Genomic DNA, 26,226 nt, shown 5'->3' with positions numbered 1-26,226 from the left:
AGCCACAAAAGCCGGACGCAACAGTAAAAGTGTAGTGGGGAAAGCAGAAGGAGACGAGGAAGAAGAGGGAAATTCGCCCATCCGTTGCAGATGGGCGAAAGGCAGTATTAGTCGCACTGCACCTTAATGGCCAGGCCACCACGGGACGTTTCACGGTATTTCGCGTTCATGTCTTTGCCCGTTTCATACATGGTTTCAATCACCTTATCCAGCGATACGCGAGGTTCGCTGGTACGGCGCATCGCCATACGTGAGGCGTTGATGGCCTTCACCGACGCAATCGCGTTACGCTCGATACACGGCACCTGCACCTGGCCTGCGACCGGGTCACAGGTCAGACCGAGGTTATGCTCCATACCGATTTCGGCCGCCACACAGACTTGCTCAGGACTTGCGCCCAGCAGCTCTGAAAGACCGGCTGCCGCCATAGAACAGGCCACACCCACTTCACCCTGGCAGCCGACTTCAGCGCCAGAAATGGAGGCGTTCATTTTATACAGCGCACCGATGGCACCCGCCGCCAGGAAATAACGGATGTAGATATCCGGCGTCACGGGCTCAATAAAGTGGTCGTAATACGCCAGCACCGCGGGAACAATACCGCACGCGCCGTTGGTTGGCGCGGTCACGACGCGGCCGCCGGCGGCGTTCTCTTCGTTAACCGCCAGGGCGAACATATTCACCCAGTCGACCACGTTCATTGGGTCGTTGGAGAATTTGTCTGTGGTCACCAGCATACGGCGCAGGGCAGAGGCACGACGCGGCACGCGTAGTGGACCCGGCAGGACACCTTCGGTGTTCATCCCGCGATCGATGCAGGCGCGCATGGTTTGCCATACGTTCGCAAAATAGTCTTCAATCTCTTTTTTGCTGTGCAGCGCCAGTTCGTTCTGCATCACCATGCCGGAGAGTGAAAGACCGGTCTCTTTGCAGTAACCCAGCATTTCGGTAGCCGATTTGAACGGATACGGAACGCTGACGTCGCCAACGCTATCTTTGCCAAAATGTTCTTCATCCACGATGAAACCACCGCCGATGGAGTAGTACGTTTTGCTGTAAATCTCTTTTTCACCGCTAAAAGCGTGAATGGTCATGCCGTTCTCATGTAGCGGCAGGTTGTCGCTGCGAAAACGCATGCCGTCATCCTGCGGGAAATCGACTTCCTGCTGACCGTTTGCCAGCAGCAGGCGGCCGCGTGTTTCCACGTCGCGGATGAATGCCGGAATGGCATCAATATCTACGGTATCCGGCATATTGCCTGCCAGACCCATAATAATGGCGATATCGGTGTGGTGGCCTTTACCCGTCAATGACAGCGAGCCGTAAACATCCACGGCGACACGGGTAACGCTTTCCAGTAATCCTTTTTCGACCAGATCATCGACGAACTGTTTACCGGCCTTCATCGGGCCAACAGTATGGGAAGACGAAGGGCCAATTCCCACTTTGAACATGTCGAATATACTAATCACTTTCACACTCCTGACAGGGTTACCGGGGTTCCAGTAACGATGTTATAACTGCGCATAGTGTAAGAGGGAACACCGACCTCGGCTTAACTATTCACATGAATTAAACTAATGGTTGGCGATGGGTTTTGCTAATAGCGCGACGCGGATCGCAAACCTGGCAGAAGAGGGTGGAACGTAAAGTATAGTCAAGGCTTCAGGCCGATTTGCAACGCCAGCTCACGAATAATGCCCGCCGTCATGCCCCAGACAAAATAATGCTGATACCAGGATAACCACACCCGATGGTCATGCCCCCGGCGTTGGATATCCAGCGGGTGATAACGACTCAGTCGAAGGGCCTCTTCCAGCGGCATTTCAAACACCGCTGAAACTTCATCGACGCTGGCGTGATACTGCAGGTCCGGCGGGATAATACCGACCACCGGCGTAACCTGAAAGCCGGTGACGCTGTTGACCGGCGGCAGCACGCCGATGACCTCAACCGCTTCCGGCGGAATGGCGACCTCTTCCTGCGCCTCGCGCAGCGCGGCGGCAATCAGCGAGGCATCGGTGCTATCGACAGCGCCACCCGGAAAGGCGACCTGACCGGCGTGCTTGCGTAAATGGGGAGAACGCTGGGTGAGCAACAGGCCCGGCTGCGCGCGGCGCACGACCGGGATCAGCACGGCCGCCTGGCGCTGATTCAGCGCTTCGCGGTTGACCTGCGGTCGTAATAGCTGAAAGCGAGATAAAAAGTCATCCAGCGTCAGGTTCTCTTTTTCCACCCGTGATTACTCCAGTTGTTTCAGGATACGGTTAACTTTATCAAAGGTTTCCTGATATTCCGCATCGACCTGGCTATCGGCAACAATACCGCCCCCAGCCGAGCAGTATAAATTTCCGCCGCAGGCGGTCAGCGTGCGTATGGTAATGCTGGTATCCAGCGTGCCGCACAGGCTGATGTAGCCAATACTGCCGCACCAGGCGTTGCGGCGCTGCGGCTCCAGCTCATCAATGATCTCCATCGCCCGTACCTTTGGCGCACCGGTGATGGAGCCTCCCGGGAACGCGGCACGCAGCAGGTCGCAGGCCGTGCGCGAGGGCGGCAGCCGAGCGGTAATCGTGCTGACCAGATGATGCACGGCCGGGAAAGGCTCAACGACAAACAGTTCCGGCACGCGCACGCTGCCCGGAACGGCCACGCGGCCGATATCGTTGCGCATCAGATCGACAATCATCAGGTTTTCGGCGCGGTCTTTCGGCGAAGCGGCCAGTGTTTCCGCCTGCTGGCGATCGGCATCGGGATCTGCAAGACGCGGCAGGGTGCCTTTGATCGGGCGGGTCTGAATAGTGCCTTCCGCCAGATGGATAAAACGCTCAGGCGACAGGCTGAGGATCGCGCCCTGTTCCAGACGTACGAATGCGCTGAACGGCGCCTTATTGCAGGCATTCAGACGGGTGAACGCCTGCCATTCATCTCCCTCATATGTTGCCTGAAAACGCTGGGCAAGATTGACCTGATAACAGTCACCGCTTTGCAGATACGCCTGTACGCGCGAGAATTTTTCTGCATACTCCGCAGCGCTCATATTCGAGCGCCATTTTGAGGTCAGCGTGAACGTTTCTGCCGGTGCAGGCTGCTGCGCCTCAAGCCAGGCCAGACGCGCCTGCACGTCATGATGACTCAGCAGTGAAACCGTTTTTTTGTGGTGATCAACAATTAACGCCCAGTCATACAACCCCACGGCCATGTCTGGCAGGGAAATATCCGCCTGCGCATGCTCAGGCAGCGTTTCGAAACGACGACCTAAATCGTAGCCAAACAGGCCCAGCGCGCCCCCCTGAAAGGGGAGGTCCGGGTTCGGCGTGGCAGATAAGCCCAGCGCGTTAATTTCTTGCTGAAGCTGCATCAGCGGATCGTCCGTTAGCGACAGGTCATTGGTCGTCAGCGTCTTCAGCGGATCGGCTACCAGGATATCAAAGCGGCTGTAGGGGTGGTCCGCGTAGCCGGAATGCAGAAGCATCGCAAAAGGAAGGTGGCTCAGACGGGCAAACCAGAATTCCGCAGCGTCTGTACGCCAGGGCAAGGTAATAACAGTGGGGAAGCGCATGTTCATGTGTGGCATACTACCGGGCAGCGTGAAATAATTAGCGCGAATAATTTAGCAGGAGTTGACGATGTTTGCAGGTTTACCTTCTCTCAGTCATGACCAACAGCAGAAAGCGGTTGAACGCATTCAGGAACTGATGACCCAGGGTATGAGCAGCGGAGAGGCGATTACCGTTGTCGCTCAGGAAATTCGCGCCAGTCATACCGGCGAGCGGATTGTGGCGCGATTCGAAGATGAAGATGAAGAAGAATAACGGGCTTAAACCGCCGCGATAATCTTGATCTCAACCTTATACTCCGGTTTCATCAGCGTCGCCTGTACGGTGCAACGTACAGGCGCGTGACCCGCCACGACCCATGCATCCCAGGCTTTGTTCATTGCCGCGAAATCGTCTTTGTTTGCCAGGAAAATCGTCGCATCCAGAATGCGGGATTTGTCGCTACCTTGCTTAACAAGTACTGCATCAATTTGCGCCAGGGTGTTAGCCGTTTGTTCGAAGGCATCCGCGTCCAGGTTAGCCGGTACGCCGGTGTAGTAGAGCGTCTGGTTGTGGATCACCACATCAGACCAGCGGGCTTCGGCATCAATGCGCACAATCGTCATAAACGTTTCCTCGTTATTTTTCGTCATCAGGCGGCAAGACTGCCATATTGTTCCGTCGTCGTCACTATTTGGGGTGGCACTGGAGAGGATGGGCTGACATAATCCCTGTGCAAAAATACAGTGAGAGAGCACCGTGGCAGACGATTTTTCCCCTGAAGGTCAATTAGCACAAGCTATTCCCGGCTTCAAACCGCGTGAACCTCAGCGGCAGATGGCCCACGCCGTTGCGCGTGCCATTGATAAGGCACAGCCGCTGGTGGTGGAGGCCGGAACCGGCACGGGGAAAACCTACGCGTATCTCGCTCCGGCGCTGCGCGCGAAAAAGAAGGTTATTATTTCCACCGGGTCGAAAGCGCTGCAGGATCAGCTCTACAGCCGCGATTTGCCCACGGTGGCAAAAGCGCTGAAATACAAAGGCCGTCTGGCCTTGCTGAAAGGACGCTCCAACTATCTCTGCCTGGAACGTCTTGAGCAACAGGCGCTGGCAGGCGGCGATCTGCCGGTACAAACCCTGAGCGACGTCATTATCCTTCGCGCCTGGGCGAACCAGACGGAAGAGGGTGATATCAGCACCTGCGCGAGCGTGCCGGAAGACTCACCTGCCTGGCCGCTGGTGACCAGCACCAACGACAACTGCCTTGGCAGCGACTGTCCGCTGTATAAAGACTGCTTTGTGGTGAAAGCGCGCAAAACGGCGATGGACGCCGATGTGGTCGTGGTAAACCACCATCTGTTCCTCGCGGATATGGTGGTCAAGGACAGCGGGTTTGGTGAGCTGATCCCTGAAGCGGACGTCATGATTTTCGATGAAGCCCACCAGTTACCGGACATCGCCAGCCAGTATTTCGGCCAGTCGCTTTCCAGCCGCCAGCTGCTGGATCTGGCAAAAGATTTCACCATTGCTTACCGCACCGAATTAAAAGATACCCAGCAGCTGCAGAAGTGTGCTGACCGCCTGGCGCAAAGCGCGCAGGATTTCCGATTACAGCTCGGCGAGCCGGGCTATCGCGGTAACCTGCGCGAGCTACTGGCGGATAAAAATATCCAGCGCGCGCTGCTGCTGCTCGATGATGCGCTGGAACTTTGCTACGACGTGGCGAAACTGTCGCTCGGCCGTTCCGCGCTGCTGGATGCCGCCTTCGAGCGTGCCACGCTCTATCGTGGCCGGCTCAAGCGGCTAAAAGAGATTAACCAGCCTGGGTTCAGCTACTGGTATGAGTGCACCTCTCGTCATTTCACGCTGGCGCTCACGCCGCTGACGGTGGCGGATAAATTTAAAGAAGTGATGGCGCAAAAGCCGGGAAGCTGGATCTTCACGTCGGCAACCCTGTCGGTGAATGACAATCTCCACCACTTTACCGAACGTCTGGGCATTGAGCAGGCGGAGTCGCTGCTGCTGCCAAGCCCGTTCGATTACGAAAAACAGGCGCTGCTCTGTGTCCCGCGAAATCTTCCGCTGCCTAACCAGCCGGGTGCGGCACGCCACCTGGCGGCGATGCTAAAACCGATGATCGAGGCCAACAACGGCCGCTGCTTTATGCTCTGCACCTCTCACGCCATGATGCGCGACCTTGCGGAGCAGTTCCGCGCCACTATGACCTTGCCGGTGCTGCTGCAGGGCGAAACCAGCAAAGGGCAACTGCTGCAGCAGTTCGTCACTGCCGGTAATGCCCTGCTGGTGGCAACCAGCAGCTTCTGGGAAGGGGTCGACGTGCGGGGAGACACCCTTTCGCTTGTGATCATCGATAAGCTGCCGTTTACCTCCCCGGACGACCCGCTGCTGAAGGCGCGGATGGAAGACTGTCGCCTGCGCGGCGGCGATCCGTTCGACGAGGTACAGCTGCCGGATGCGGTGATTACTCTCAAGCAAGGGGTAGGGCGCCTAATCCGCGACGTTACCGATCGCGGTGTGCTGGTCATTTGCGATAACCGACTGGTCATGCGCCCTTACGGCGCAACCTTCCTGGCAAGCCTGCCGCCCGCGCCGCGGACGCGGGACATAAAACGCGCGGTGCGTTTCCTGGCAAACCCAACGGCGGAGTAATTTACCCCGGAGTGTGCTAAGATGCGCGCCATTTTGTGACTGACCCTTGCGAGAGCGCGACGACCCATGCGAATTCTGGCTATTGATACCGCAACAGAGGCTTGCTCTGTTGCCCTGTTGAACAACGACGCTGTTTCTGCTCATTTCGAAGAGTGCCCCCGGGAACACACCCAGCGTATCCTGCCCCTGGTAAAAGAGATCTTAACCCAGGGCAATACCTCCTTAACCGACCTCGACGCTCTGGCCTTTGGCCGCGGCCCCGGCAGCTTTACGGGCGTACGCATCGGGATTGGCATTGCCCAGGGGCTGGCGCTGGGCGCCGAACTGCCGATGATTGGCGTCTCTACGCTCGCCACTATGGCGCAGGGCGCATGGCGCATGACCGGGGCAACGCGCGTCCTGGCCGCGATTGATGCCCGTATGGGCGAAGTCTACTGGGCGGAATACACCCGCGACGCGCAGGGCGTGTGGCACGGTGAAGAGACGGAAGCCGTACTTAAGCCGGAAGCGGTTACTGAGCGGCTGAAACAGCTGTCCGGTGAGTGGGCGACCGTCGGCACCGGCTGGCCGGCGTGGCCAGATATGGCGAACGACACCGGGTTAATGCTGGTGGACGGCAACATGCTTCTGCCTGCCGCTGAGGATATGCTTCCCATTGCCTGCCAGCTGCTTGCAGCAGGGAAAACCGTTGCCGTTGAACACGCGGAGCCGGTTTATTTACGAAACACCGTTGCGTGGAAGAAACTTCCGGGCCGCGAGTGAATCTCAGTAACAGGAACTGAGAAAAAGGAGTCGCATCATGGCGGTTCAGACTAAAGCAGTACGCCTTATTATGGCAGGCGCGGTGGCCATAGCATTGAGCGGATGCGTTTCCGTTCCTGATGCGATCAAGGGCAGCAGCCCGACGCCCCAGCAGGATCTGGTTCGGGTGATGAATGCGCCTGAGCTGTACGTCGGCCAGGAAGCGCGCTTCGGCGGCAAGGTGATCGACGTGCAGAACCAGCAGGGGAAAACCCGTCTGGAGATCGCGACCGTTCCGCTGGACAGCGGCGCGCGGCCCGTACTGGGCGAGGCCTCCCGCGGACGTATCTATGCGGACGTCAGTGGTTTCCTCGACCCGGTCGATTTTCGCGGACAGCTGGTAACCGTTGTCGGGCCGATAACCGGTGCCGTGCAGGGCAAAATCGGCAACACGCCGTATAAATTTATGACCATGCAGGTCAACGGGTATAAACGCTGGCGGCTGGCGCAGCAGGTGATCATGCCGCCTCAGCCGATCGATCCGTGGATGTGGGGTCCACATCCTTATCGTTACGGCTACCCGGGCTGGGGCTGGTATAACCCGGGACCTGCACAGGTACAGACGATCGTTACTGAGTAACTTACTGTTATTGTTAGAAAAGAGACAGCGGCTCAGCCGCTGTCTCTGTTTTTTTACGGATAAAACGAAAAAAAAGAGTGACGCGCTTCGCAACCTTAAATCTGAACAATTAATAAACTGGTACGCTGAGTTAATATAATGTTAACAAACTGTTTATTATCGGGGTTGTGATGACGACGAACACTCATTTCAGAGGTGATGCATTGAAGAAGGTTTGGCTTAACCGTTATCCCGCAGATGTTCCTGCTGAGATCAATCCTGACCGTTATCAATCCCTGGTGGAATTATTTGAGCACTCGGTAAGGCGCTACGCGGACCAGCCCGCATTTGTGAATATGGGCGAGGTGATGACGTTCCGTAAGCTTGAGGAGCGTAGCCGGGCGTTTGCGGCGTATCTGCAGGAAGGGCTGGGGCTGCAAAAAGGGGACCGCGTCGCGCTGATGATGCCGAACCTGCTGCAATACCCGGTGGCGCTGTTCGGTATCCTGCGTGCCGGGATGATTGTCGTCAACGTCAACCCGCTGTATACCCCGCGCGAGCTTGAGCACCAGCTGAACGACAGCGGCGCGGCCGCGATTGTCATTGTGTCCAACTTCGCCCATACGCTGGAAAAAGTGGTCGACAAAACCCAGGTTAAACACGTCATCCTGACGCGCATGGGGGATCAACTCTCCACCGCCAAAGGCACGCTGGTTAACTTTGTCGTCAAATACGTCAAGCGTCTGGTGCCCAAATACCACCTGCCGGATGCTATCTCCTTCCGCCGTGCGCTGCATGCGGGCTATCGTATGCAGTACGTCAAGCCGGAAGTGGTTTGCGAAGACCTGGCCTTCCTGCAATACACCGGTGGCACAACCGGCGTGGCAAAAGGCGCGATGCTGACCCACCGCAACATGCTGGCGAACCTGGAACAGGTTAACGCCACTTACGGGCCGCTGCTGCACCCGGGTAAAGAGCTGGTGATCACCGCGCTGCCGCTGTATCACATTTTCGCGCTGACCATGAACTGCCTGCTGTTTATTGAACTGGGCGGTCAGAACGTCCTGATTACGAACCCGCGCGATATTCCGGGGCTGGTGAAAGAGCTGGCGAAATATCCGTTCACCGCCATGACCGGGGTGAATACCCTGTTTAACGCGCTGCTTAATAACAAAGAGTTCCAGCAGCTGGATTTCTCCACGCTACATCTCTCTGCGGGCGGCGGCATGCCGGTTCAGCAGGCGGTGGCCGAGCGCTGGGTAAAACTCACCGGCCAGTATTTGCTGGAGGGTTATGGCCTGACGGAATGTGCTCCGCTGGTCAGCGTTAACCCGCATGATATCGACTATCACAGTGGAAGCATTGGTCTGCCGGTCCCTTCCACAGAAGCCAAACTGGTCGACGATAACGATAACGAAGTCGCGCCGGGCGAGCCGGGCGAGCTGTGCGTCAAAGGCCCTCAGGTGATGCTGGGCTACTGGCAGCGTCCCGATGCGACCGACGAAATCATCAAAGACGGCTGGCTGCACACCGGTGATATCGCGGTAATGGATGACGAGGGCTTCCTGCGTATCGTCGATCGTAAGAAAGACATGATCCTGGTCTCCGGCTTCAACGTCTATCCGAATGAGATCGAAGACGTGGTTATGCAGCACAGCGGCGTGCTCGAAGTGGCGGCCGTAGGCGTTCCTTCCGGCAGCAGCGGTGAAGCGGTCAAGATATTTGTGGTCAAGAAAGACGCTTCTCTGACAGAGGAGGAGTTGATAACGTTCTGTCGTCGTCAGCTGACGGGCTACAAGGTGCCGAAACTGGTTGAATTCCGCGATGAGCTGCCGAAATCCAACGTCGGAAAGATATTACGACGAGAATTACGTGACGAAGCCCGTGGCAAAGTAGACAATAAGGCCTGAGCTTCACGCTAATCGCCCAGACGCCGGTTAAGCCGGCGTTTTTTATGGGCGCAAACAAAAGAGAACCCGTTTTGAATTACCAGATGATCACGACCAATGACGAGCTGGCTTCGCTGTGCGAAGTGACGCGCGACTTTCCTGCCATTGCCCTGGATACCGAATTTGTCCGTACCCGGACGTACTATCCGCAGCTGGGTTTGATTCAGATGTATGACGGTAAACACGTGTCGCTGATTGACCCTCTCGGTATTACCGACTGGGCGCCGATGCGCGATCTGCTGCTTGATACCGCCGTGACGAAATATCTGCACGCAGGCAGTGAAGATCTGGAAGTCTTTCTGAACACTTTTGGCATCATGCCCCAGCCGCTGATTGATACGCAGATCCTCGCGGCATTCAGCAATCGTCCACTCTCATGGGGCTTTGCTGCCATGGTTGAGGAGTATACGGGCCTGACGCTGGATAAAAGTGAATCCCGTACCGACTGGCTGGCGCGTCCGCTTACCGAGCGTCAGCTGGAATATGCGGCGGCAGATGTGTTTTACCTGCTGCCAATTGCCGGACAGCTGATGAAAGAAGCTGAAGCCTCTGGACGGCTCTCTGCGGCGCTGGACGAGTGTCGTATGACCCAGCAGCGTCGCCAGGAAGTGGTTGACCCGAAAGAGGCCTGGCGCGATATCAGTAATGCCTGGCAGTTGCGTACGCGTCAGCTGGCGTGCCTGCAGCTGTTAGCGGACTGGCGTCTGCGTAAAGCACGCGAGCGCGATCTGGCCGTTAACTTTGTAGTCCGCGAAGAGCATCTTTGGGCAGTCGCGCGCTATATGCCGGGCAGCCTGGGCGAGCTGGACAGCATTGGGCTTTCGGGCAGTGAGATTCGCTTCCACGGCAAAACCCTGCTGGCGCTGGTCGCAAAAGCGCAGGAACTGCCGGAAGATGCGCTGCCGGAACCGCTGCTGAACCTGATGGATATGCCGGGCTATCGCAAAGCGTTTAAGGATATCAAAGCGCTGGTGCAGGAAGTTGCAACGGAAAGCAAACTGAGCGCTGAGCTGCTCGCATCACGTCGACAGATTAATCAGCTGTTGAACTGGCACTGGAAGCTGAAGCTGCAGAATGGCGTACCGGAGATGATGGCAGGATGGCGAGGGGAATTGATGGCCGATCGCCTGAATACGCTACTGGAAGGTTATCCGCGCTAAAAAATATGCCGGGCTTATACCCGGCATATTTCCCCGGCGGCGCTGCGCTCACCGGGGCTACGAAATCACAACCCTACGGACGCGACTCTTCCGCTTCCGGGAGCGTAACGTTCAGCTCCAGAATCGAAATATCCCCGTCTTTTTGTTCCAGCTGTACGGTGACCATCTCCGGGTCAATCTGCACATACTTACAGATCACTTCCAGGATGTCCTTGCGCAGCTGCGGCAGGTAGTGAGGCTCGGCGTCGCTACGACGACGCTCCGCAACGATAATTTGCAGACGTTCTTTTGCGATGTTGGCGGTGTTCTTTTTCCGCGAGAGAAAAAAGTCCAGTAATGCCATAACTTATCCTCCGAACAGGCGTTTGAGGAAACCTTTCTTCTCTTCTTCAATGAAGCGGAAAGGACGTTCTTCTCCCAGCAGACGGTCAACAGTATCAGCATACGCTTTACCTGCATCTGCCTCTATATCAAGGATCACTGGCTCGCCCTGGTTAGAGGCGCGTAACACGGACTGATCTTCCGGGATGACGCCCACCAGTTTGATGCGCAGGATCTCCAGCACGTCTTCCATGCTCAGCATGTCACCCTTGTTCACGCGGCCCGGATTGTAGCGGGTGAGCAACAGGTGTTCTTTAATCGGGTCTTCGCCATTTTCCGCACGACGGGATTTAGAGGCGAGGATACCCAGAATGCGGTCTGAGTCACGCACGGATGAAACTTCAGGGTTGGTAGTGATGATCGCTTCATCAGCGAAGTAGAGCGCCATCAGGGCACCGGTTTCGATGCCGGCAGGGGAGTCGCAGACAATGAAGTCGAACTCCATTTTTTTCAGCTCCTCGAGCACCTTTTCCACCCCTTCACGGGTCAGGGCGTCTTTGTCACGCGTCTGAGAAGCCGGGAGAATGTAGAGGTTCTCGGTGCGCTTGTCTTTAATCATCGCCTGGTTCAGCGTGGCATCGCCCTGAATGACGTTCACGAAGTCATACACGACACGACGCTCACATCCCATGATGAGGTCGAGGTTACGCAGACCGATATCGAAATCGATAACGATGGTTTTCTTTCCCTTCTGGGCCAAACCAGTAGCGATGGCCGCGCTGGAGGTGGTCTTGCCAACGCCTCCTTTACCCGAAGTAACAACAATAATGCGTGCCATAGAAATTCCTTGTTAAAAAGGGATCAATTCAACGGTTGAACGGTCAACGCGTCGTCTGCCAGAAGCAGGCGAGCTGCTTTGCCATAAAATTCGGCTGGGATCTTGTCGCTCAGCCAATATTCACCTGCGATGGACACCAGTTCCGCCGTCAGGTGAGTACAAAATATTTGCGCATCTCGATCGCCACTTGCGCCTGCGAGCGCACGTCCACGCATCATACCGTATACGTGAATATTGCCATCTGCAATCAGCTCAGCGCCAGCACTGACGTGGCTTGTAACAATCAGATCACAGTTTGGTGCATAAATGCGCTGACCGGAACGAACCGGTACATCAATCATTCGCGTTTTTGTGACGGTAGTAACGTTTTGCACCGCAGGAGGAGGCGTTTGCACGGCAACAGGTGCCGAACGTGGGGCTTTTTCTTTACCCTCGCTTAGAAGGGGCAGCCCCGCACGGTCAATTTCCGCTTTCAGCTCAGTATCTTTGCAGCCGCTGATGCCGACAATACGCAGTCCGGTCGAGGAGACGGCTTTCTGAAGAAGTTTCCAGTTAACCGGAGCCTCAAGACCGCTGACGTTGATAACAACAGGGGCATGCTTCAGAAAGGCGGGAGCCTGGGCGATTTTGTCTTCTAACGCCTGACGAATAACCTCGGGTTTTGCATCATGCAAATGTACCACTGATAAGGTGAAGCTACTGCCTTTAAGCTCGATGGGCGTGTTTGACATCCTGGCCTTACTCAATTTGCTATTAACCGCAACCATTCGCTGCGATATTCCGAAGAGTATCAGGCATGTTATAGTCAGGAGTATATTGAGGCAAGCAACCACCCATTAATTCAGAGTAAAAACATGTTTTGTGTGATCTACAGAAGTACAAGCCGTGACCAGACCTATCTTTATGTCGAAAAGAAAGACGATTTTTCACGCGTGCCTGAAGAATTAATGAAGAGCTTTGGCCGACCACAGCTGGCGATGCTGCTGCCGCTCGATGGTCGTAAGAAACTGGTCAATGCCGATCTGGATAAAGTGAAAAAGGCATTAGCCGAGCAAGGCTATTATTTACAACTTCCACCGCCGCCTGAGAATTTATTAAAACAGCATCTTGAGGCGAACGGTAAAAAATAGTCTCAACTGTTTTGGGCATAACACATCAACCGTTTAGGGGTCGACCATGTATCAACATCATAACTGGCAAGGTGCATTACTGGATTATCCCGTCAGCAAAGTGGTTTGCGTGGGCAGCAACTATGCAAAACATATTCAGGAGATGGGCAGTGCGACGCCAGAAGAGCCAGTCCTGTTCATTAAGCCAGAAACGGCGCTTTGCGATATCCGCCAGCCGCTGGCGCTGCCGCAGGGGCTGGGTTCGGTGCATCACGAGGTTGAACTCGCCGTGCTGATCGGTGCGACGCTGCGGCAGGCCTCTGAAGAGCATGTTCAGAAAGCGATTGCCGGATACGGCGTGGCGTTGGATCTAACCCTACGTGATGTTCAGGGCAAAATGAAGAAAGCAGGGCAGCCGTGGGAAAAAGCCAAAGGGTTTGATAATTCCTGTCCGATATCGGCGTTTGTGCCGGTGAGCGAATTTGCTGGCGATCCGCAGGACACGCCGCTCAGCCTGAAGGTTAATGGCGAGATCCGCCAGCAGGGCACCACGGCAGACATGATCCATAAGATTGTCCCGCTGATTGCCTATATGAGCCGCTTCTTTACCCTGAAACCGGGTGATGTGATCCTGACCGGAACACCTGAAGGCGTTGGCCCGCTACTCAGCGGCGATGAACTGGAGGTCGGTTTTAACGGCCTGTCGCTGAAAACCCGCGTGCTATAACCCCATCTTGCCGCCTGAAGAGGGCGGCAAAACTTGCAACAACGTGCCAGACTCGTTATAAGGTGCGCTTTCTTTTGACGTGTGGACATCCTGATGAACGACATCCCTTTCTGGCAAAGCAAGACTCTCGACGACATGACTGACGCGGAATGGGAATCATTGTGCGACGGCTGCGGGCAGTGCTGCCTGCACAAGCTGATGGATGAAGATACGGACGAGATCTACTTCACCAACGTTGCCTGCAAGCAGTTAAACATCAAAACCTGCCAGTGCCGCAACTATGAGCGTCGGTTTGAATTTGAGCCGGACTGCATCAAGCTCACCCGGGATAATCTGCCGACGTTTGAATGGCTGCCGCATACCTGCGCGTATCGCCTGCTGGCGGAAGGGAAAGGTCTACCTGACTGGCACCCGCTGCTGACCGGTTCAAAAGCGGCGATGCACGGCGAGCGTATCTCCGTGCGCCACATTGCGGTGAAAGAGTCCGAGGTGCGTGACTGGGAAGACCACATCATGAACCACCCGACCCGTTGAGATTAAAAAACCCGCCGAGGCGGGTTTTTTATTGTGCGCTGTTGTGTCGGGTGGCGCTGCGCTTACCCGACCTACAAAACCGTAGGCCCGCGCAAGCGAAGCGCCGCCGGGCAAGTTAGCGCCCGAACAAATCGCGTTTCTTCGGTTTGAACGGCTGAGCGATCAGCACCAGCAGCGCCACGACGAAGTAGGCGGCAAAAATACCCACCAGCCACTGCGGCATCTCCAGCGTCAGGAATTCCCACTGACGAACGGAGCAGTCACCGGAGGCGACAAACACCTGCGGCAGCCATTTGTCCAGCGGCAGCCAGCTCGGGAAGCGGGCGGCAAAATCACAGGTCATAAACGGTGACGGATGCAGCTGCATCATGGTGTGCTGCCAGGAGAGTTCAATCCCTTTCCAGGCGCTGTAGATCCAGATGGCAATGCCGACATAGCGAAGCGGCGATTTTGGGGCAATCGCGCCGACCAGGCCTGCACCCATAATGCCGAACAGTGCGCAGCGTTCGTAAATACAGAGCACGCAAGGCTTGAGTCCCATTACATGCTGGAACCACAGCGCGACCATTTCCAGCGCAAAGGCGGTCAGGGCCATTAGCAACCACGCTCCGCGACCGCGGGAGCACTGGTTTAAAAATCTCAACATAATCATTTCCCTGGAACATGCTTAGAAAGCGCAGTGTAAACGAATTCGTTTTTCGCGCCACCTGTACCTGGCGAAATAAAACGTAATTGGATGTTTATCGTGCGAAAAGGCAAACGGGCAGCGAACTGCCCGAGATGCATTGTTTACTGCGCCGCAAGTATACCCGCTTGTATCAACCATTGCGTACAGGGAATGAGGGTAATTTTGACGCAAAGCAATCCCACTATCGTGAGCACCAGCGTATACGGCAGCGCCATCCATACCATCCTGCCATACGAAAGACGTATGAGCGGCGCGAGGGCCGAGGTCAGCAGGAACAGGAAGGCGGCCTGTCCATTGGGTGTCGCCACCGACGGCAGGTTGGTGCCGGTATTGATCGCCACGGCCAGTAGCTCAAACTGACCGGCGCTGATGACGCCTTGCTCCATCGCGGCTTTGGCCTCGTTGATGTAGACCGTCCCGACAAAGACGTTATCTGAGATTGACGAAAGCAGACCGTTGAACAGGTAAAACAGCGTCAGCTGAGCATCCGGCGCGGCCTGTAAGACAAAGGCAATAATCGGCGCGAACAGATGCTGGTCGATAATCACGGCCACGACCGCAAAGAACACCGCCAGCAGGGCGGTAAACGGCAGGGCTTCGGTAAAGGCTTTGCCGATGGCGTGCTCGTCCGTCACGCCGGTAAAGGTGGTGGCGAGAATAATGACCGACAGGCCAATCAGCCCCACTTCGGCAAGATGGAGCGCCAGCGCCGCGATAAGCCAGACGCCGATAATCCCCTGAGCAATCAGACGCAGCGTCTCCTGGCGCGTCCGCTGGCTTCGGCTCTGTAAATCGAATTTATGCAGTTCCTGACGTACCGGCTCCGGAAGTTGCGCCCCATAGCCAAAGAGACGAAACTTCTCCACCAGCAGACAGGTCGCCAGACCGCAGAAAAGCACCGGTACGCTCACCGGCGCCATCCTCAGGAAGAACTCACCGAAGTGCCAGCCCGCCGCTTTGGCAATGATCAGGTTTTGCGGCTCGCCCACCATCGTCATCACACCGCCCAGCGCGGTTCCGACGCCGGCATGCATCATCAGGCTGCGCAGGAAGGCGCGAAACTGTTCCAGCACGTCACGGTTATGCGCTTCGACGTGGCTGTCATCCTGCAGGTCCTCGCTAGGGCGAGAGGAGGCGACACGGTGATAAATACCGTAAAACCCAACCGCTACGCTTATCACGACCGCGACAACCGTCAGCGCATCCAGGAAGGCCGACAGGAAGGCGGCCGCAAGGCAAAACGCCAGCGAGAGGAACATTTTCGATGGAATGCTGAGCAGCAGGCGCGTGAAGATAAACAGCAGCAGCTGTTTCATAAAGTAGATGCCCGCCACCATAAATATCAGCAGCAGAAGCACTTCAAGATTAGACGCCAGCTCGGCTTTGACATGTTCGGCGCTGGTCATACCGATGACGACGGCTTCAAAAGCCAGCAATCCACCGGGCAACAGGGGATAACATTTCAGCGCCATGGCCAGGGTAAAGATAAACTCCGCGACCAGCAGCCACCCGGCAATGAACGGGCTCACGCTAAAGAGGAGAGGGTTAACGACCAGGAATACCAGAAGTATAAGTTTGTACCAGTCCGGAGACTGGCCTAAAAAGTTGCGCCACAGCGCGCGCCCAAAAGAAATTTCCACGACAGACGTCCTTCCCCGTCAAGTAAGACAAAACATCAGTATACGCAAAAATCGCGGCCTGGAGGCGGATAAGGCGGGATTGTAAATTTCACAAAAATGAAACGGCGATCCCTCTTTTCTCGCTTTGCCGCGCTACCTGCCACTGCGCGCCTCTGGTATGATGAGTCCAATTTGCTAAAGCTGTGTAATGGAAATCTCACTATGGTCATTAAGGCGCAGAGCCCGGCGGGTTTCGCGGAAGAGTACATCATTGAAAGCATTTGGAATAATCGTTTCCCTGCGGGGTCCATTCTTCCGGCTGAACGCGAACTCTCTGAACTGATTGGCGTCACTCGCACCACGCTGCGTGAAGTCCTCCAGCGACTGGCGCGTGATGGGTGGTTGACGATTCAGCACGGCAAGCCAACGAAAGTGAATAACTTCTGGGAAACATCCGGACTGAACATTCTTGAAACGCTGGCGCGTCTCGATCATGAAAGCGTGCCGCAGCTCATTGATAACCTGCTCTCCGTTCGCACCAACATCGCGACGATCTTTATTCGTACCGCTTTCCGTCAGCATCCGGAAGATGCCCTTGCGGTGCTGGCTACCGCGAACGAGGTGGAAGATCACGCCGATGCGTTTGCCACCCTCGATTACAACGTGTTTCGCGGCCTGGCGTTTGCCTCCGGCAACCCGGTGTACGGTCTTATCCTCAACGGCATGAAAGGGCTTTATACCCGCATCGGTCGCCACTATTTTGCCAATCCGGAAGCGCGTAGCCTGGCGCTGGGCTTTTACCATAAGCTGAGCAAGCTCTGCACTGAAGGCCTGCACGATCAGGTTTATGAAACGGTGCGCCGCTACGGTCACGATTCCGGTGAAATCTGGCACCGTATGCAGAAAACGCTGCCGGGTGATTTAGCGATTCATACTCGCTAAAACAAAAAACCTCTCATACGAGAGGTTTTTTTTCGTCGGGTGGCGGCTACGCCTTACCCGACCTACAGGACCCGTAGGCCCGGTAAGCGTAGCGCCACCGGGCAAACAAGATAGAGCTACAGCGTATTCAACCGCGCCGGGCAGCGTTCCAGCAGCTCTACGCTCCCGTCTTCATTCTGCTGCTCCAGCTGTACGTCAAAGCCCCACAGGCGATGCACATGTTTCAGCACCTCTTTACGTCCTTTATCCAGCGGCGCGCGGTTGTGGGGGATATAGCGCAGCGTCAGGGAGCGGTCACCGCGCAAATCCACGTTCCACACCTGAATATTGGGTTCAAGGTTGCTCAGGTTGTACTGGGAAGAGAGGCGAGAGCGAATCTCACGGTATCCCTCCTCGTTGTGGATCGCTGAAATCTCCAGGAAGTTGTTGCGGTCATCGTCCAGCACGGTGAAGAAGCGGAAATCACGCATGATCTTCGGCGACATAAACTGGCTGATAAAGCTCTCATCCTTAAAGTCACGCATCGCAAAATGCAGCGTTTCCAGCCAGTCAGAGCCGGCGATATCCGGGAACCAGTACTTATCTTCTTCCGTCGGCGACTGGCAGATGCGTTTTATGTCCTGGAACATGGCAAAGCCAAGCGCATACGGGTTAATTCCGCTGTACCACGGGCTGTTATAGGGCGGCTGGAACACCACGTTGGTATGGCTGTGAAGGAATTCCATCATGAACCGCTCGGTGACTTTCCCCTCGTCGTACAGATGGTTGAGAATGGTGTAGTGCCAGAATGTCGCCCAGCCTTCGTTCATCACCTGCGTCTGCTTTTGCGGGTAGAAATACTGGCTTACCTTGCGCACGATGCGCAGGATCTCACGCTGCCATGACTCCAGCAGCGGGGCGTTCTTCTCCATAAAATAGAGCAGGTTTTCCTGCGGCTCGGACGGATAACGACGCGCTTCGGTGACCGCTTTCTCTTCCTCACGCTTAGGCAGGGTACGCCACAGCATGTTCACCTGGCTTTGCAGATACTCTTCGCGGCTTTTCTGCCGGGCTTTCTCCTCCTGCAGGGAGATTTTCTGCGGGCGTTTGTAGCGGTCAACGCCGTAGTTCATCAGCGCGTGACAGGAATCGAGAAGTTTTTCCACTTCGTCCACGCCGTAGCGCTCTTCGCAGTCGGTAATGTATTTACGGGCGAAGATGAGGTAATCGACGATGGAGCTGGCATCCGTCCAGCTGCGGAACAGGTAGTTATTCTTGAAAAATGAGTTATGCCCGTAGCAGGCGTGCGCCATCACCAGCGCCTGCATGGTAATGGTGTTCTCTTCCATTAAATAGGCGATACACGGGTTGGAGTTAATGACAATCTCATACGCCAGCCCCTGCTGACCGTGCTTATACAGCCGCTCCGTTTCAATAAATTTTTTGCCAAACGACCAGTGCGGATAGTTAATCGGCATTCCGACGCTGGAGTAGGCGTCCATCATCTGTTCAGACGTAATGACTTCAATCTGATGGGGATAGGTGTCCAGACGATAGAGTTTTGCGACCCGGTCGATTTCGGCGAGGTAGACATCCAGCAGCTCGAAGGTCCAGTCGGGTCCATCGCTCAGACGTGTGTTGTCCTTGTTCAGGGAATCAATAGTAGCCATTAGCGCGCCCTCGTTGTGGGTGCTCTCTCTGTCTGGAGAGCCTCCTTTCAAGCATAGATCAACGTGTTAAAAAGCGTGCTGGGGCAGAAATTTTTTCTTTGCGATTTCGCGTTTTTGATACGGCAAAAAAACGGTTCCTCACAGCACATTATGCTGGTTAAAAATAACGCGCAGCAGGAGATCCCAAATTAACACTATCCCCTGATGCTGGGGGATGTGTGAGATAAGTCACCATAAAAAAGTCGTATGTTGAATAATATTTTCAACTAGGTTATCAATCTGTAATTAGAAGATTGTTCTTTTGCACATAATGGAGTGGCTATGCGTGTTGTCATACTGGGAAGTGGTGTCGTTGGCGTAACCAGCGCCTGGTATTTAAGTCAGGCGGGACATGACGTAACCGTTATCGATCGTGAGCCAGGCCCTGCGCTGGAAACCAGCGCGGCGAACGCCGGGCAAATCTCTCCGGGCTATGCGGCACCGTGGGCTGCACCGGGTGTTCCGCTGAAAGCGATTAAATGGATGTTCCAGCGCCACGCGCCGCTGGCCATCAGCCTTGATGGCACGCAGTTCCAGCTGAAGTGGATGTGGCAGATGCTGCGCAACTGCGACACCCGCCACTATATGGAGAACAAAGGGCGCATGGTGCGCCTGGCGGAATACAGCCGCGACTGTCTGAAAGCGCTGCGCGCCTCGACCGGAATTGAGTACGAAGGCCGTCAGGGCGGGACGCTGCAGCTGTTCCGCACTGAGCAACAGTACGAAAATGCGACCCGCGATATCGCCGTGCTGGAAGATGCAGGCGTGCCGTATCAACTGCTGGAAGCCAGCCAGTTGGGTCAGGTTGAACCGGCTCTGACGGAAGTGGCACATAAGCTGACGGGTGGCCTGCGCCTGCCTAATGACGAAACCGGCGACTGCCAGCTCTTTACTCAACGTCTGGCGCAAATGTGCGAGCAGGCGGGGGTAAAATTCCGCTTCAATACCTCAGTCGACAAGCTGCTGTCGGAAGGGGAAAAAATTTACGGCGTGAAGTGTGGGGAAGAGGTGATCAAAGCGGATGCCTACGTCATGGCGTTTGGTTCGTACTCCACCGCGATGCTGAAAGGCATTCTCGATATTCCGGTCTACCCGCTGAAGGGCTACTCGTTGACCATTCCGGTGAAAGAGGAGAGCGGCGCGCCCGTGTCGACCATTCTGGATGAAACCTACAAAATCGCCATTACCCGCTTTGATAACCGCATCCGCGTAGGCGGCATGGCGGAGATTGTCGGCTTCAACACCGAGCTGCTGCAGCCGCGGCGTGAAACGCTGGAGATGGTGGTGGGCGATCTCTTCCCGCGCGGTGGTTTTGTTGAACAGGCGACGTTCTGGACCGGTCTGCGTCCTATGACGCCAGACGGCACACCGATCGTGGGCCGCACGCCGTATAAAAACCTGTGGACCAATACCGGTCACGGTACGCTTGGCTGGACGATGGCCTGCGGGTCCGGCCAGCTGCTGAGCGACCTGATTTCCGGGCGTACGCCGGCAATTCCGTTTGACGATTTAAGTGCGGCACGCTATCAATCGGGGTTTATGCCTTCGCGTCCACAGCACCTGCACGGCGCGCATAACTGAGGAGTTGTCATGTCCCGTCCTGTTCTGGCCCAGCTGAACCTGCAGGCCCTGAAGGATAACCTGCAAATTGTTCGCCGGGCAGCACCTGGTGCTCGCGTGTGGTCGGTGGTGAAGGCGAATGCCTACGGCCACGGCATTGACCGTATCTGGAGCGCGCTGAGCGCGACCGATGGTTTTGCGTTACTGAATCTGGAAGAGGCCATTCTGCTGCGCGAGCGCGGCTGGAAAGGGCCCATACTGTTGCTGGAGGGGTTCTTCCACGCGGACGATCTGCCGCTGCTGGATAAGTACCGGCTGACCACCAGCGTTCACAGCAACTGGCAGATTAAGGCGATTCAGGATGCGAAGCTCCAGGCTCCGCTGGATATTTATCTCAAGGTGAACAGCGGCATGAACCGCCTGGGCTTCCAGCCTGAGCGGGTGCATACGGTCTGGCAACAGCTACGAGCCCTGAAGAACGTGGGTGAAATGACGCTGATGGCGCACTTTGCCGACGCGGAAAAAACCGACGGTATTGCCGATGCCATGGTGCGGATTGAGCAGGCGGCAGAAGGACTGGATTGTCCACGCTCGCTGTCAAACTCGGCGGCCACGCTGTGGCATCCCGAGGCGCACTATAACTGGGTGCGTCCGGGGATCGTTCTGTACGGTGCATCGCCCTCAGGCCAGTGGCAGGATATCGCCAACAGCGGCCTGAAGCCGGTGATGACACTGCGCAGCGAAATCATTGGCGTGCAAACCCTGAAGGCCGGTGACACGGTGGGCTACGGCAGCCGCTACCGGGCAACGGGCGAGCAGCGCATTGGTATCGTGGCGGGCGGTTATGCCGACGGCTACCCGCGCATCGCGCCGACCGGTACGCCAGTGTGGGTGGATGGCGTCCGCACGGGGACGGTGGGGACGATATCCATGGATATGCTGGCCGTTGACCTGACGCCATGCCCGCAGGCGGGCATTGGCTCACCTGTCGAACTGTGGGGTAACGAAATCAAAATTGATGATGTGGCCGCCGCGGCGGGAACGGTGGGGTACGAATTGATGTGCGCGCTGGCACCGAGAGTGCCAGTTGTGACGGTGTAACGAGTGTTTGTGTCGGGTGGCGGCCTCGCCTTACCCGACCTACAAAACCCTCGAACGTAGGCCGGGTAAGCGTCAGCGCCACCCGGCCAAAAAATAACTACTCCGCGTCCTCTTCCATTGGTCGGACGCCGACTTTTCTGACTGCGTTATCTTCTTTCTCCGCCACCGTCCAGATCATCCCTGCGAACTCCACCTGGTCACCGACGACGGGGGCAGCCCCCAGCAGTTGCTGAATGATTTCCCCTAACGTTTGCTGCTTATCGCGGTACTCCAGCCCTTCATCCAGACCGTAAATCAGTGCCACATCGGCAAATTTGGCGCTGGCTTCCAGAATAAAATCGCCGAAGAAACGCTGGTCCAGCGCCACCGGAGGCGACTGGCTGAACAGCTTGCCCAGCGCGGGCAGGTCGCGCTCGCGACCAATCACGCACAGAATATCCCCTTCGCGCAGGCGGGTGCTGCCTGTAGGGTGCAGCAGGACATTGTCGCGGAACAGGGCGGCAATGCGCGTTTCAGCCGGCATGTGCAAATCGCGCAGCGAGGCCCCCACGCACCATTTGTCGGCGCTCAGCTGATAGACAAACTGTTCCCACGGGTTCTCCGGATGAATGTCGAGCCCCACCCGGGAAACCGGCCAGCCCACGGGGGGCACCACCACTTTGGCTTTTTTCGCCGCCCACCCGAGCGACGTCCCCTGGAACAGCAGCGAGATCAGCACCACGAAGAAGGCCACGTTAAAGAACAGCCGCGCGTTATCCAGACCGGCCATCATCGGAAAGACCGCAAGGATAATCGGCACCGCGCCGCGCAGGCCCACCCAGCTGATAAAGACGCGCTCGCGCAGGTTGAAGCCGCGAAACGGCAGCAGGCCTGCAAATACCGACAGCGGACGGGCGAAAAAGATCATCCAAGCCGACAGCAGCAGCGCCGGAATGGCGATCGGCAGCAGGTCTGATGGCGTAACCAGAAGCCCCAGCACCAGGAACATGCCGATCTGTGCCAGCCAGGCCAGGCCGTCGAAGTTCTGCAAGATTGCATGGCGGTTGCGAATAGGGCGGTTGCCCATCAGGAACCCGCAGAGATAAACGGCGAGAATGCCGCTACCGTCCAGCGCAGTGGTCACGGCAAAAATAAGAATACCGCCGCTCAGCGCCAGCAGCGGGTAAAGCCCCAACGGCAGGGATATGCGGTTGATTGTCTGCTGTAACAGGTAGCCCCCCGCCAGGCCGATGAGTATCCCCAGGCCGAACTGCTGCAGGATATGCCACGCAAACATCCAGCTCAGCCCGTTTTCATGCTGCTGAATCATCTCGATAAGCGTAATGGTGAGAAACACCGCCATCGGATCGTTACTGCCGGATTCAATTTCAAGCGTGGAGCCAACGCGTTCGTTAAGCCCTTTCCCGCCGAGCAGGGAAAACACGGCTGCCGCATCGGTTGAACCCACGATAGCGCCAATCAGCAAACCTTCCATGATATTAAGATGGAAGAGCCACGCGGCCATCATCCCGGTGAGGCCAGAGGTAATCAACACGCCGACGGTTGCCAGCGACAGCGCGGGTCCTAAGGCAACGCGAAAGGAGCTCGCCTGGGTGCGCATCCCGCCGTCAAGCAGGATCACGGCCAGCGCGAGGTTACTTACCATGTAAGCGAAAGGGTAGTTGTCGAAGGGGATACCGCCGATGCCATCAATGCCAGCCAGCATGCCGATGGCAAGAAAAATAACAAGAATAGGTATGCCGAGACGCGATGAAAATGAACTTAATAAAATACTGCTGGTTACAAGGACCGAACCCAGAATGAAAAGGCTGATTATCGCTGCGGCATCCAATGTTCTCTTACTCCCACCTCAATGTTAACGCTGTTACTAAAACCCTAACATATTAACGACGGCAACAGCGTTTTATTAAGCGGGTATAACGGCTTTTTTATGCCTTTATGGCAGGATGGCTGCTGATGGTTAGCCGGCTGCCTGAATCGTTATGAATCAGGGAGGCGTGCGCCCCCAGCGCCAGGGTCACGGTTTGCTGCTCATGACCAAAATCCAGGCCGGTGATGACCGGAATATCCAGCCGCGAGCGAACGAAGTCGACCATGGTCTCAAGGGAGTAACCCGCGTCATAGTCATTCGGCGCAGAGCCGCTAAAGCTGCCCAGCACAATCGCGGACTGGCGTTCAAGAATACCGGCATGATAAAGCTGCAATAGCATGCGCTCGACGCGGAACGGATGTTCGTTAATATCTTCCATCACCAGAATGCCGTCCTCGATGTGCGGCATCCACGGCGTTCCAATGAGCGAGACCAGCATTGCCAGGTTGCCGCCCCAGAGCTGACCTTCACATTCCCAGTGAGGTCCATTTCCCTGCCACTCAACGCTGTAGGTTGGATTGCGCAGCGCGCGCCAGAAATGTTCCACGGTAAACGTATCCAGCTCCGGTGCACCAAAGTTGCCGGCCAGCATCGGGCCGCTGAAGGTGATCACGTTATGCAGCGCCAGCAGTCCCAACTGGATGACGGTGAAATCGCTGTGGCCGCAAATCAGCAGCGGATCCTGCTGCTGGCGCTGCGCCAGTCCCTGCCAGTCAATGCTCTCCAGCAGCCGACTCGCGCCATACCCGCCGCGCACCGCCAGAACTATCTGGTTTTCACCCTTCAGGTTCACCAGGCTGTTGATATCATTCAGCCGCTGCGCTTCAGTGCCGGCAAAGCGCTGCTGACGGCGGGGGATAATCGTCTGATTTTCTACCTGATGGCCGGATTCCAGCAAACGCTGAACGCCCCGCTGCGCCGCGTCCTGGTTAATGCAATAGCCCGACGGCGCGATGAGATGAAACTGAGACATGGCAATTCCTTGCTGAATGAGAAACTAATTGTCTATATCATGCCGCTTATACGCTGCCTGCTTCAAGGGGGCGGCGCACTGCGATGACCGGCTATAAGGATAGATGACGTGAAATTGAGATGGTTTGCTTTTTTGATTGTGTTGCTCGCTGGCTGTAGTTCAAAGCATGATTATCAAAATCCGCCCTGGAACCCTGAAGTGCCGGTGAAGCGGGCCATGCAGTGGATGCCGATCAGTGAACAAGCCGGGAAGGCCTGGGGCGTCAGTCCACGTCTGATCACGGCGATTATTGCGGTCGAGTCCGGCGGTAATCCTACGCTTGTCAGCAAGTCCAACGCGGTGGGGCTGATGCAGCTTAAAGCGTCCACGGCAGGAAGAGAAGTATACCGCTATATGGGCTGGAGCGGTCAGCCGTCGACCAGCGAGCTGAAGAACCCGGAACGCAACATTTCAATGGGTACAGCCTATCTGAGCATTATGGAACATGGCGTGCTGAAGGGGATTCAGGATCCGGAGGTGATGCAATACGCGCTGGTAGTGTCTTACGTTAACGGTGCCGGCGCGTTGCTCAGAACCTTCTCCTCTGACCGCAAAGAGGCGATAGAAGAGATTAACGGCATGGACAAAGACGAGTTCTTTGAACATGTGGCGAAAAATCACCCGGCACCACAGGCGCCTCGTTATATCTGGAAAGTACAGAAAGCGATGGATGCCATGTAATGCCGCAGACGGGCGGCGGTCACGCTGCCCTCTTTTCTTCAGAGAACTTTATTTGCACGTTCCCGCGCTTCCCGCTCAAGCGAATAGATAATACGCTGAAGTTCACGCTCTGCACCGGGTCCGACGTTCAGGAAACGGAAACTCAGACGCGGCGTGGTGATGGTTTCATTTTTGCTGTCCACGACGGTGCGATCGCTGATGGCAATCAGCTGTGCATCGAAATAAAAGCGACCCCAGCCCCCCATATCCAGCTCGATTTGCGTAAACCGCATGCCTTCTACCAGTCCGTCAGGTTTCGGCGTATCCATCAGCGCGCCCATACCGCCCAGCGACAGATCGAAGAGACGGAAGCGGATCTCTTTTTTGTCCGGCATTTTGGCCTTGCAAAAATAGGCGGGGTGAAGCGGGGCGCTGATGCGGAAATATTCACGACGCTGGACAAACCAGAGATTGGTGGGAAGCGGGGTAGCAAAAGCAGGGAGTCCCTGGTATTCGCTCAGTTCCAGCCGCGACAGGACAAACTCCACTTTGGCGCCCTGCGTTTCGGCCATCACCGCGATATTCTCCGCTCTCAGCGCAGCGCGGTTTTCATACTCCTGACTGCCTAAATCAATCACCAGCCGCTCCTGCGATACGTCAAGGATCTTGCTGATGAACTGATTATTCGACCAGCTGATGCGCAGCGGCACTTCACCTTTTTGCAGGTCGCGTAATACCCCTAATACAGCCAGCGGATTTTGCTTGAGGAACTGCTCACTGTAATGACTCACGCCGGATGGCTCCTTGATAGATGACAGACTGTCTTAGCGTTATCGGCAATCTGCAATGAAACTTAATACAAACCGGTGAGTTTTTTTT

26 protein-coding genes are annotated in these 26,226 nt (G+C 56.1%); 13 read left to right on the top strand and 13 right to left on the bottom strand.

From position 1 onward, the window contains the following. Positions 1-107: 107 nt before the first annotated feature. The 3 genes from sdaA to pabB all read right to left on the bottom strand — a co-directional run bounded on the left by sdaA (position 108) and on the right by pabB (position 3,568). The gene (gene sdaA / locus E3U32_RS22975; protein WP_134350649.1) at positions 108-1,472 is read right to left on the bottom strand and encodes an L-serine ammonia-lyase; all 1,365 of its coding nucleotides are present in this window, start codon (positions 1,470-1,472) and stop codon (positions 108-110) included. Positions 1,473-1,657: 185 nt separating this feature from the next. Next, positions 1,658-2,236 carry a CoA pyrophosphatase gene (locus E3U32_RS22970; RefSeq protein WP_047345838.1) on the bottom strand — a complete coding sequence of 193 codons (579 nt, stop codon included), beginning with the start codon at positions 2,234-2,236 and terminating at the stop codon, positions 1,658-1,660. A gap of 6 nt (positions 2,237-2,242) precedes the next feature. Then, positions 2,243-3,568 carry an aminodeoxychorismate synthase component 1 gene (gene pabB, locus E3U32_RS22965; RefSeq protein WP_134350648.1) on the bottom strand — a complete coding sequence of 442 codons (1,326 nt, stop codon included), beginning with the start codon at positions 3,566-3,568 and terminating at the stop codon, positions 2,243-2,245. Positions 3,569-3,629: 61 nt separating this feature from the next. On the opposite strand from pabB, the gene E3U32_RS22960 reads away from it, so the two are divergent. Further along, positions 3,630-3,815 (top strand): YoaH family protein, encoded by a 186-nt coding sequence (locus tag E3U32_RS22960; RefSeq protein ID WP_047345836.1) that lies wholly within the window; start codon positions 3,630-3,632, stop codon positions 3,813-3,815. A 5-nt stretch (positions 3,816-3,820) separates the two neighbouring features. On the opposite strand, the gene E3U32_RS22955 is transcribed toward E3U32_RS22960, so the two are convergent. Beyond that, entirely contained in the window at positions 3,821-4,165 is a 345-nt protein-coding gene (locus E3U32_RS22955; RefSeq protein ID WP_134350647.1) for a RidA family protein, read from the bottom strand. Between the two features lie 133 nt (positions 4,166-4,298). On the opposite strand from E3U32_RS22955, the gene E3U32_RS22950 reads away from it, so the two are divergent. The 5 genes from E3U32_RS22950 to rnd all read left to right on the top strand — a co-directional run bounded on the left by E3U32_RS22950 (position 4,299) and on the right by rnd (position 10,678). Then, a complete protein-coding gene (locus tag E3U32_RS22950) occupies positions 4,299-6,209 on the top strand; it encodes an ATP-dependent DNA helicase (RefSeq protein ID WP_134350646.1) in 1,911 nt (636 codons plus the stop codon). A 66-nt stretch (positions 6,210-6,275) separates the two neighbouring features. Next, a complete protein-coding gene (gene tsaB / locus E3U32_RS22945; protein WP_134350645.1) occupies positions 6,276-6,971 on the top strand; it encodes a tRNA (adenosine(37)-N6)-threonylcarbamoyltransferase complex dimerization subunit type 1 TsaB in 696 nt (231 codons plus the stop codon). A gap of 37 nt (positions 6,972-7,008) precedes the next feature. Then, on the top strand, positions 7,009-7,590 hold the full coding sequence (locus E3U32_RS22940; protein ID WP_134350644.1) for a Slp family lipoprotein: 582 nt from the start codon (positions 7,009-7,011) through the stop codon (positions 7,588-7,590). Between the two features lie 203 nt (positions 7,591-7,793). Then, the gene (fadD, locus tag E3U32_RS22935; RefSeq protein WP_074164683.1) at positions 7,794-9,479 is read left to right on the top strand and encodes a long-chain-fatty-acid--CoA ligase FadD; all 1,686 of its coding nucleotides are present in this window, start codon (positions 7,794-7,796) and stop codon (positions 9,477-9,479) included. Between the two features lie 71 nt (positions 9,480-9,550). Further along, complete coding sequence (gene rnd, locus E3U32_RS22930; RefSeq protein ID WP_134350643.1) at positions 9,551-10,678, top strand: ribonuclease D; 1,128 nt, start codon at positions 9,551-9,553, stop codon at positions 10,676-10,678. Between the two features lie 73 nt (positions 10,679-10,751). Here the strand turns inward: rnd and minE are convergent, their stop codons facing one another. The 3 genes from minE to minC are packed head-to-tail and all read right to left on the bottom strand — an operon-like array spanning position 10,752 to position 12,568. Continuing rightward, a complete protein-coding gene (minE, locus tag E3U32_RS22925; RefSeq protein WP_008500504.1) occupies positions 10,752-11,021 on the bottom strand; it encodes a cell division topological specificity factor MinE in 270 nt (89 codons plus the stop codon). A gap of 3 nt (positions 11,022-11,024) precedes the next feature. Next, entirely contained in the window at positions 11,025-11,837 is an 813-nt protein-coding gene (gene minD / locus E3U32_RS22920; protein WP_134350642.1) for a septum site-determining protein MinD, read from the bottom strand. Positions 11,838-11,860: 23 nt separating this feature from the next. Then, positions 11,861-12,568, bottom strand: coding sequence for a septum site-determining protein MinC (minC, locus tag E3U32_RS22915; protein WP_134350641.1), 708 nt, complete (start codon positions 12,566-12,568; stop codon positions 11,861-11,863). Between the two features lie 123 nt (positions 12,569-12,691). Here minC and E3U32_RS22910 point away from each other — a divergent pair, with 123 nt between their 5' ends. The 3 genes from E3U32_RS22910 to E3U32_RS22900 all read left to right on the top strand — a co-directional run bounded on the left by E3U32_RS22910 (position 12,692) and on the right by E3U32_RS22900 (position 14,207). Then, positions 12,692-12,967: a YcgL domain-containing protein gene (locus tag E3U32_RS22910; protein ID WP_134350640.1), complete on the top strand. Its 276-nt coding sequence runs from the start codon at positions 12,692-12,694 to the stop codon at positions 12,965-12,967. Between the two features lie 46 nt (positions 12,968-13,013). Then, positions 13,014-13,673, top strand: a complete 660-nt coding sequence (locus tag E3U32_RS22905) for a fumarylacetoacetate hydrolase family protein (protein WP_134350639.1) — start codon at positions 13,014-13,016, stop codon at positions 13,671-13,673. A gap of 93 nt (positions 13,674-13,766) precedes the next feature. Continuing rightward, entirely contained in the window at positions 13,767-14,207 is a 441-nt protein-coding gene (locus E3U32_RS22900; protein ID WP_024909872.1) for a YcgN family cysteine cluster protein, read from the top strand. Positions 14,208-14,322: 115 nt separating this feature from the next. Here the strand turns inward: E3U32_RS22900 and dsbB are convergent, their stop codons facing one another. Then, positions 14,323-14,853: a disulfide bond formation protein DsbB gene (gene dsbB, locus E3U32_RS22895; protein ID WP_063439323.1), complete on the bottom strand. Its 531-nt coding sequence runs from the start codon at positions 14,851-14,853 to the stop codon at positions 14,323-14,325. Positions 14,854-14,996: 143 nt separating this feature from the next. Next, positions 14,997-16,535, bottom strand: a complete 1,539-nt coding sequence (nhaB, locus tag E3U32_RS22890; RefSeq protein ID WP_134350638.1) for a Na(+)/H(+) antiporter NhaB — start codon at positions 16,533-16,535, stop codon at positions 14,997-14,999. A 201-nt stretch (positions 16,536-16,736) separates the two neighbouring features. Between nhaB and fadR the strand changes: the two genes are divergently transcribed. Next, the gene (fadR, locus tag E3U32_RS22885; RefSeq protein WP_134350637.1) at positions 16,737-17,456 is read left to right on the top strand and encodes a fatty acid metabolism transcriptional regulator FadR; all 720 of its coding nucleotides are present in this window, start codon (positions 16,737-16,739) and stop codon (positions 17,454-17,456) included. A 116-nt stretch (positions 17,457-17,572) separates the two neighbouring features. Here fadR and E3U32_RS22880 read toward each other — a convergent pair whose 3' ends face one another. Beyond that, positions 17,573-19,105, bottom strand: coding sequence for a SpoVR family protein (locus E3U32_RS22880; RefSeq protein ID WP_134350636.1), 1,533 nt, complete (start codon positions 19,103-19,105; stop codon positions 17,573-17,575). A gap of 321 nt (positions 19,106-19,426) precedes the next feature. Here E3U32_RS22880 and E3U32_RS22875 point away from each other — a divergent pair, with 321 nt between their 5' ends. Together E3U32_RS22875 and dadX are read left to right on the top strand one after the other, a co-directional pair. After that, positions 19,427-20,725: a D-amino acid dehydrogenase gene (locus tag E3U32_RS22875; protein ID WP_134350635.1), complete on the top strand. Its 1,299-nt coding sequence runs from the start codon at positions 19,427-19,429 to the stop codon at positions 20,723-20,725. A 9-nt stretch (positions 20,726-20,734) separates the two neighbouring features. Beyond that, entirely contained in the window at positions 20,735-21,805 is a 1,071-nt protein-coding gene (gene dadX, locus E3U32_RS22870; protein WP_134350634.1) for a catabolic alanine racemase DadX, read from the top strand. 97 nt (positions 21,806-21,902) lie between these two features. On the opposite strand, the gene E3U32_RS22865 is transcribed toward dadX, so the two are convergent. After that, positions 21,903-23,636 (bottom strand): potassium/proton antiporter, encoded by a 1,734-nt coding sequence (locus tag E3U32_RS22865; protein WP_134350633.1) that lies wholly within the window; start codon positions 23,634-23,636, stop codon positions 21,903-21,905. A gap of 97 nt (positions 23,637-23,733) precedes the next feature. Beyond that, positions 23,734-24,648 carry a muramoyltetrapeptide carboxypeptidase gene (gene ldcA / locus E3U32_RS22860; RefSeq protein WP_134350632.1) on the bottom strand — a complete coding sequence of 305 codons (915 nt, stop codon included), beginning with the start codon at positions 24,646-24,648 and terminating at the stop codon, positions 23,734-23,736. Positions 24,649-24,756: 108 nt separating this feature from the next. Here ldcA and emtA point away from each other — a divergent pair, with 108 nt between their 5' ends. Then, the gene (gene emtA / locus E3U32_RS22855) at positions 24,757-25,368 is read left to right on the top strand and encodes a membrane-bound lytic murein transglycosylase EmtA (protein ID WP_134350631.1); all 612 of its coding nucleotides are present in this window, start codon (positions 24,757-24,759) and stop codon (positions 25,366-25,368) included. 38 nt (positions 25,369-25,406) lie between these two features. On the opposite strand, the gene ycgR is transcribed toward emtA, so the two are convergent. After that, positions 25,407-26,138 (bottom strand): flagellar brake protein YcgR, encoded by a 732-nt coding sequence (gene ycgR, locus E3U32_RS22850; protein WP_134350630.1) that lies wholly within the window; start codon positions 26,136-26,138, stop codon positions 25,407-25,409. Between the last annotated feature and the right edge of the window lie 88 nt (positions 26,139-26,226).

Source organism: Lelliottia nimipressuralis (assembly GCF_004402045.1).
Taxonomy (GTDB): domain Bacteria; phylum Pseudomonadota; class Gammaproteobacteria; order Enterobacterales; family Enterobacteriaceae; genus Enterobacter; species Enterobacter chinensis.
The sequence above is the reverse complement of the archived record's forward strand: the minus strand, read 5'-3'. Positions and strand labels throughout refer to the sequence as shown.

Excerpts from the sequence above, each read along its gene's own strand:
- E3U32_RS22940 (WP_134350644.1), top strand. The coding sequence starts at position 7,009 with ATGGCGGTTCAGACTAAAGCAGTACGCCTTATTATGGCAGGCGCGGTG.
- minD (WP_134350642.1), bottom strand. The coding sequence starts at position 11,837 with ATGGCACGCATTATTGTTGTTACTTCGGGTAAAGGAGGCGTTGGCAAG.
- E3U32_RS22960 (WP_047345836.1), top strand. The coding sequence starts at position 3,630 with ATGTTTGCAGGTTTACCTTCTCTCAGTCATGACCAACAGCAGAAAGCG.
- minE (WP_008500504.1), bottom strand. The coding sequence starts at position 11,021 with ATGGCATTACTGGACTTTTTTCTCTCGCGGAAAAAGAACACCGCCAAC.
- E3U32_RS22955 (WP_134350647.1), bottom strand. The coding sequence starts at position 4,165 with ATGACGATTGTGCGCATTGATGCCGAAGCCCGCTGGTCTGATGTGGTG.
- fadR (WP_134350637.1), top strand. The coding sequence starts at position 16,737 with ATGGTCATTAAGGCGCAGAGCCCGGCGGGTTTCGCGGAAGAGTACATC.
- pabB (WP_134350648.1), bottom strand. The coding sequence starts at position 3,568 with ATGAACATGCGCTTCCCCACTGTTATTACCTTGCCCTGGCGTACAGAC.
- E3U32_RS22905 (WP_134350639.1), top strand. The coding sequence starts at position 13,014 with ATGTATCAACATCATAACTGGCAAGGTGCATTACTGGATTATCCCGTC.
- E3U32_RS22900 (WP_024909872.1), top strand. The coding sequence starts at position 13,767 with ATGAACGACATCCCTTTCTGGCAAAGCAAGACTCTCGACGACATGACT.
- E3U32_RS22880 (WP_134350636.1), bottom strand. The coding sequence starts at position 19,105 with ATGGCTACTATTGATTCCCTGAACAAGGACAACACACGTCTGAGCGAT.
- minC (WP_134350641.1), bottom strand. The coding sequence starts at position 12,568 with ATGTCAAACACGCCCATCGAGCTTAAAGGCAGTAGCTTCACCTTATCA.
- ldcA (WP_134350632.1), bottom strand. The coding sequence starts at position 24,648 with ATGTCTCAGTTTCATCTCATCGCGCCGTCGGGCTATTGCATTAACCAG.
- dsbB (WP_063439323.1), bottom strand. The coding sequence starts at position 14,853 with ATGTTGAGATTTTTAAACCAGTGCTCCCGCGGTCGCGGAGCGTGGTTG.
- E3U32_RS22875 (WP_134350635.1), top strand. The coding sequence starts at position 19,427 with ATGCGTGTTGTCATACTGGGAAGTGGTGTCGTTGGCGTAACCAGCGCC.
- E3U32_RS22910 (WP_134350640.1), top strand. The coding sequence starts at position 12,692 with ATGTTTTGTGTGATCTACAGAAGTACAAGCCGTGACCAGACCTATCTT.
- tsaB (WP_134350645.1), top strand. The coding sequence starts at position 6,276 with ATGCGAATTCTGGCTATTGATACCGCAACAGAGGCTTGCTCTGTTGCC.
- dadX (WP_134350634.1), top strand. The coding sequence starts at position 20,735 with ATGTCCCGTCCTGTTCTGGCCCAGCTGAACCTGCAGGCCCTGAAGGAT.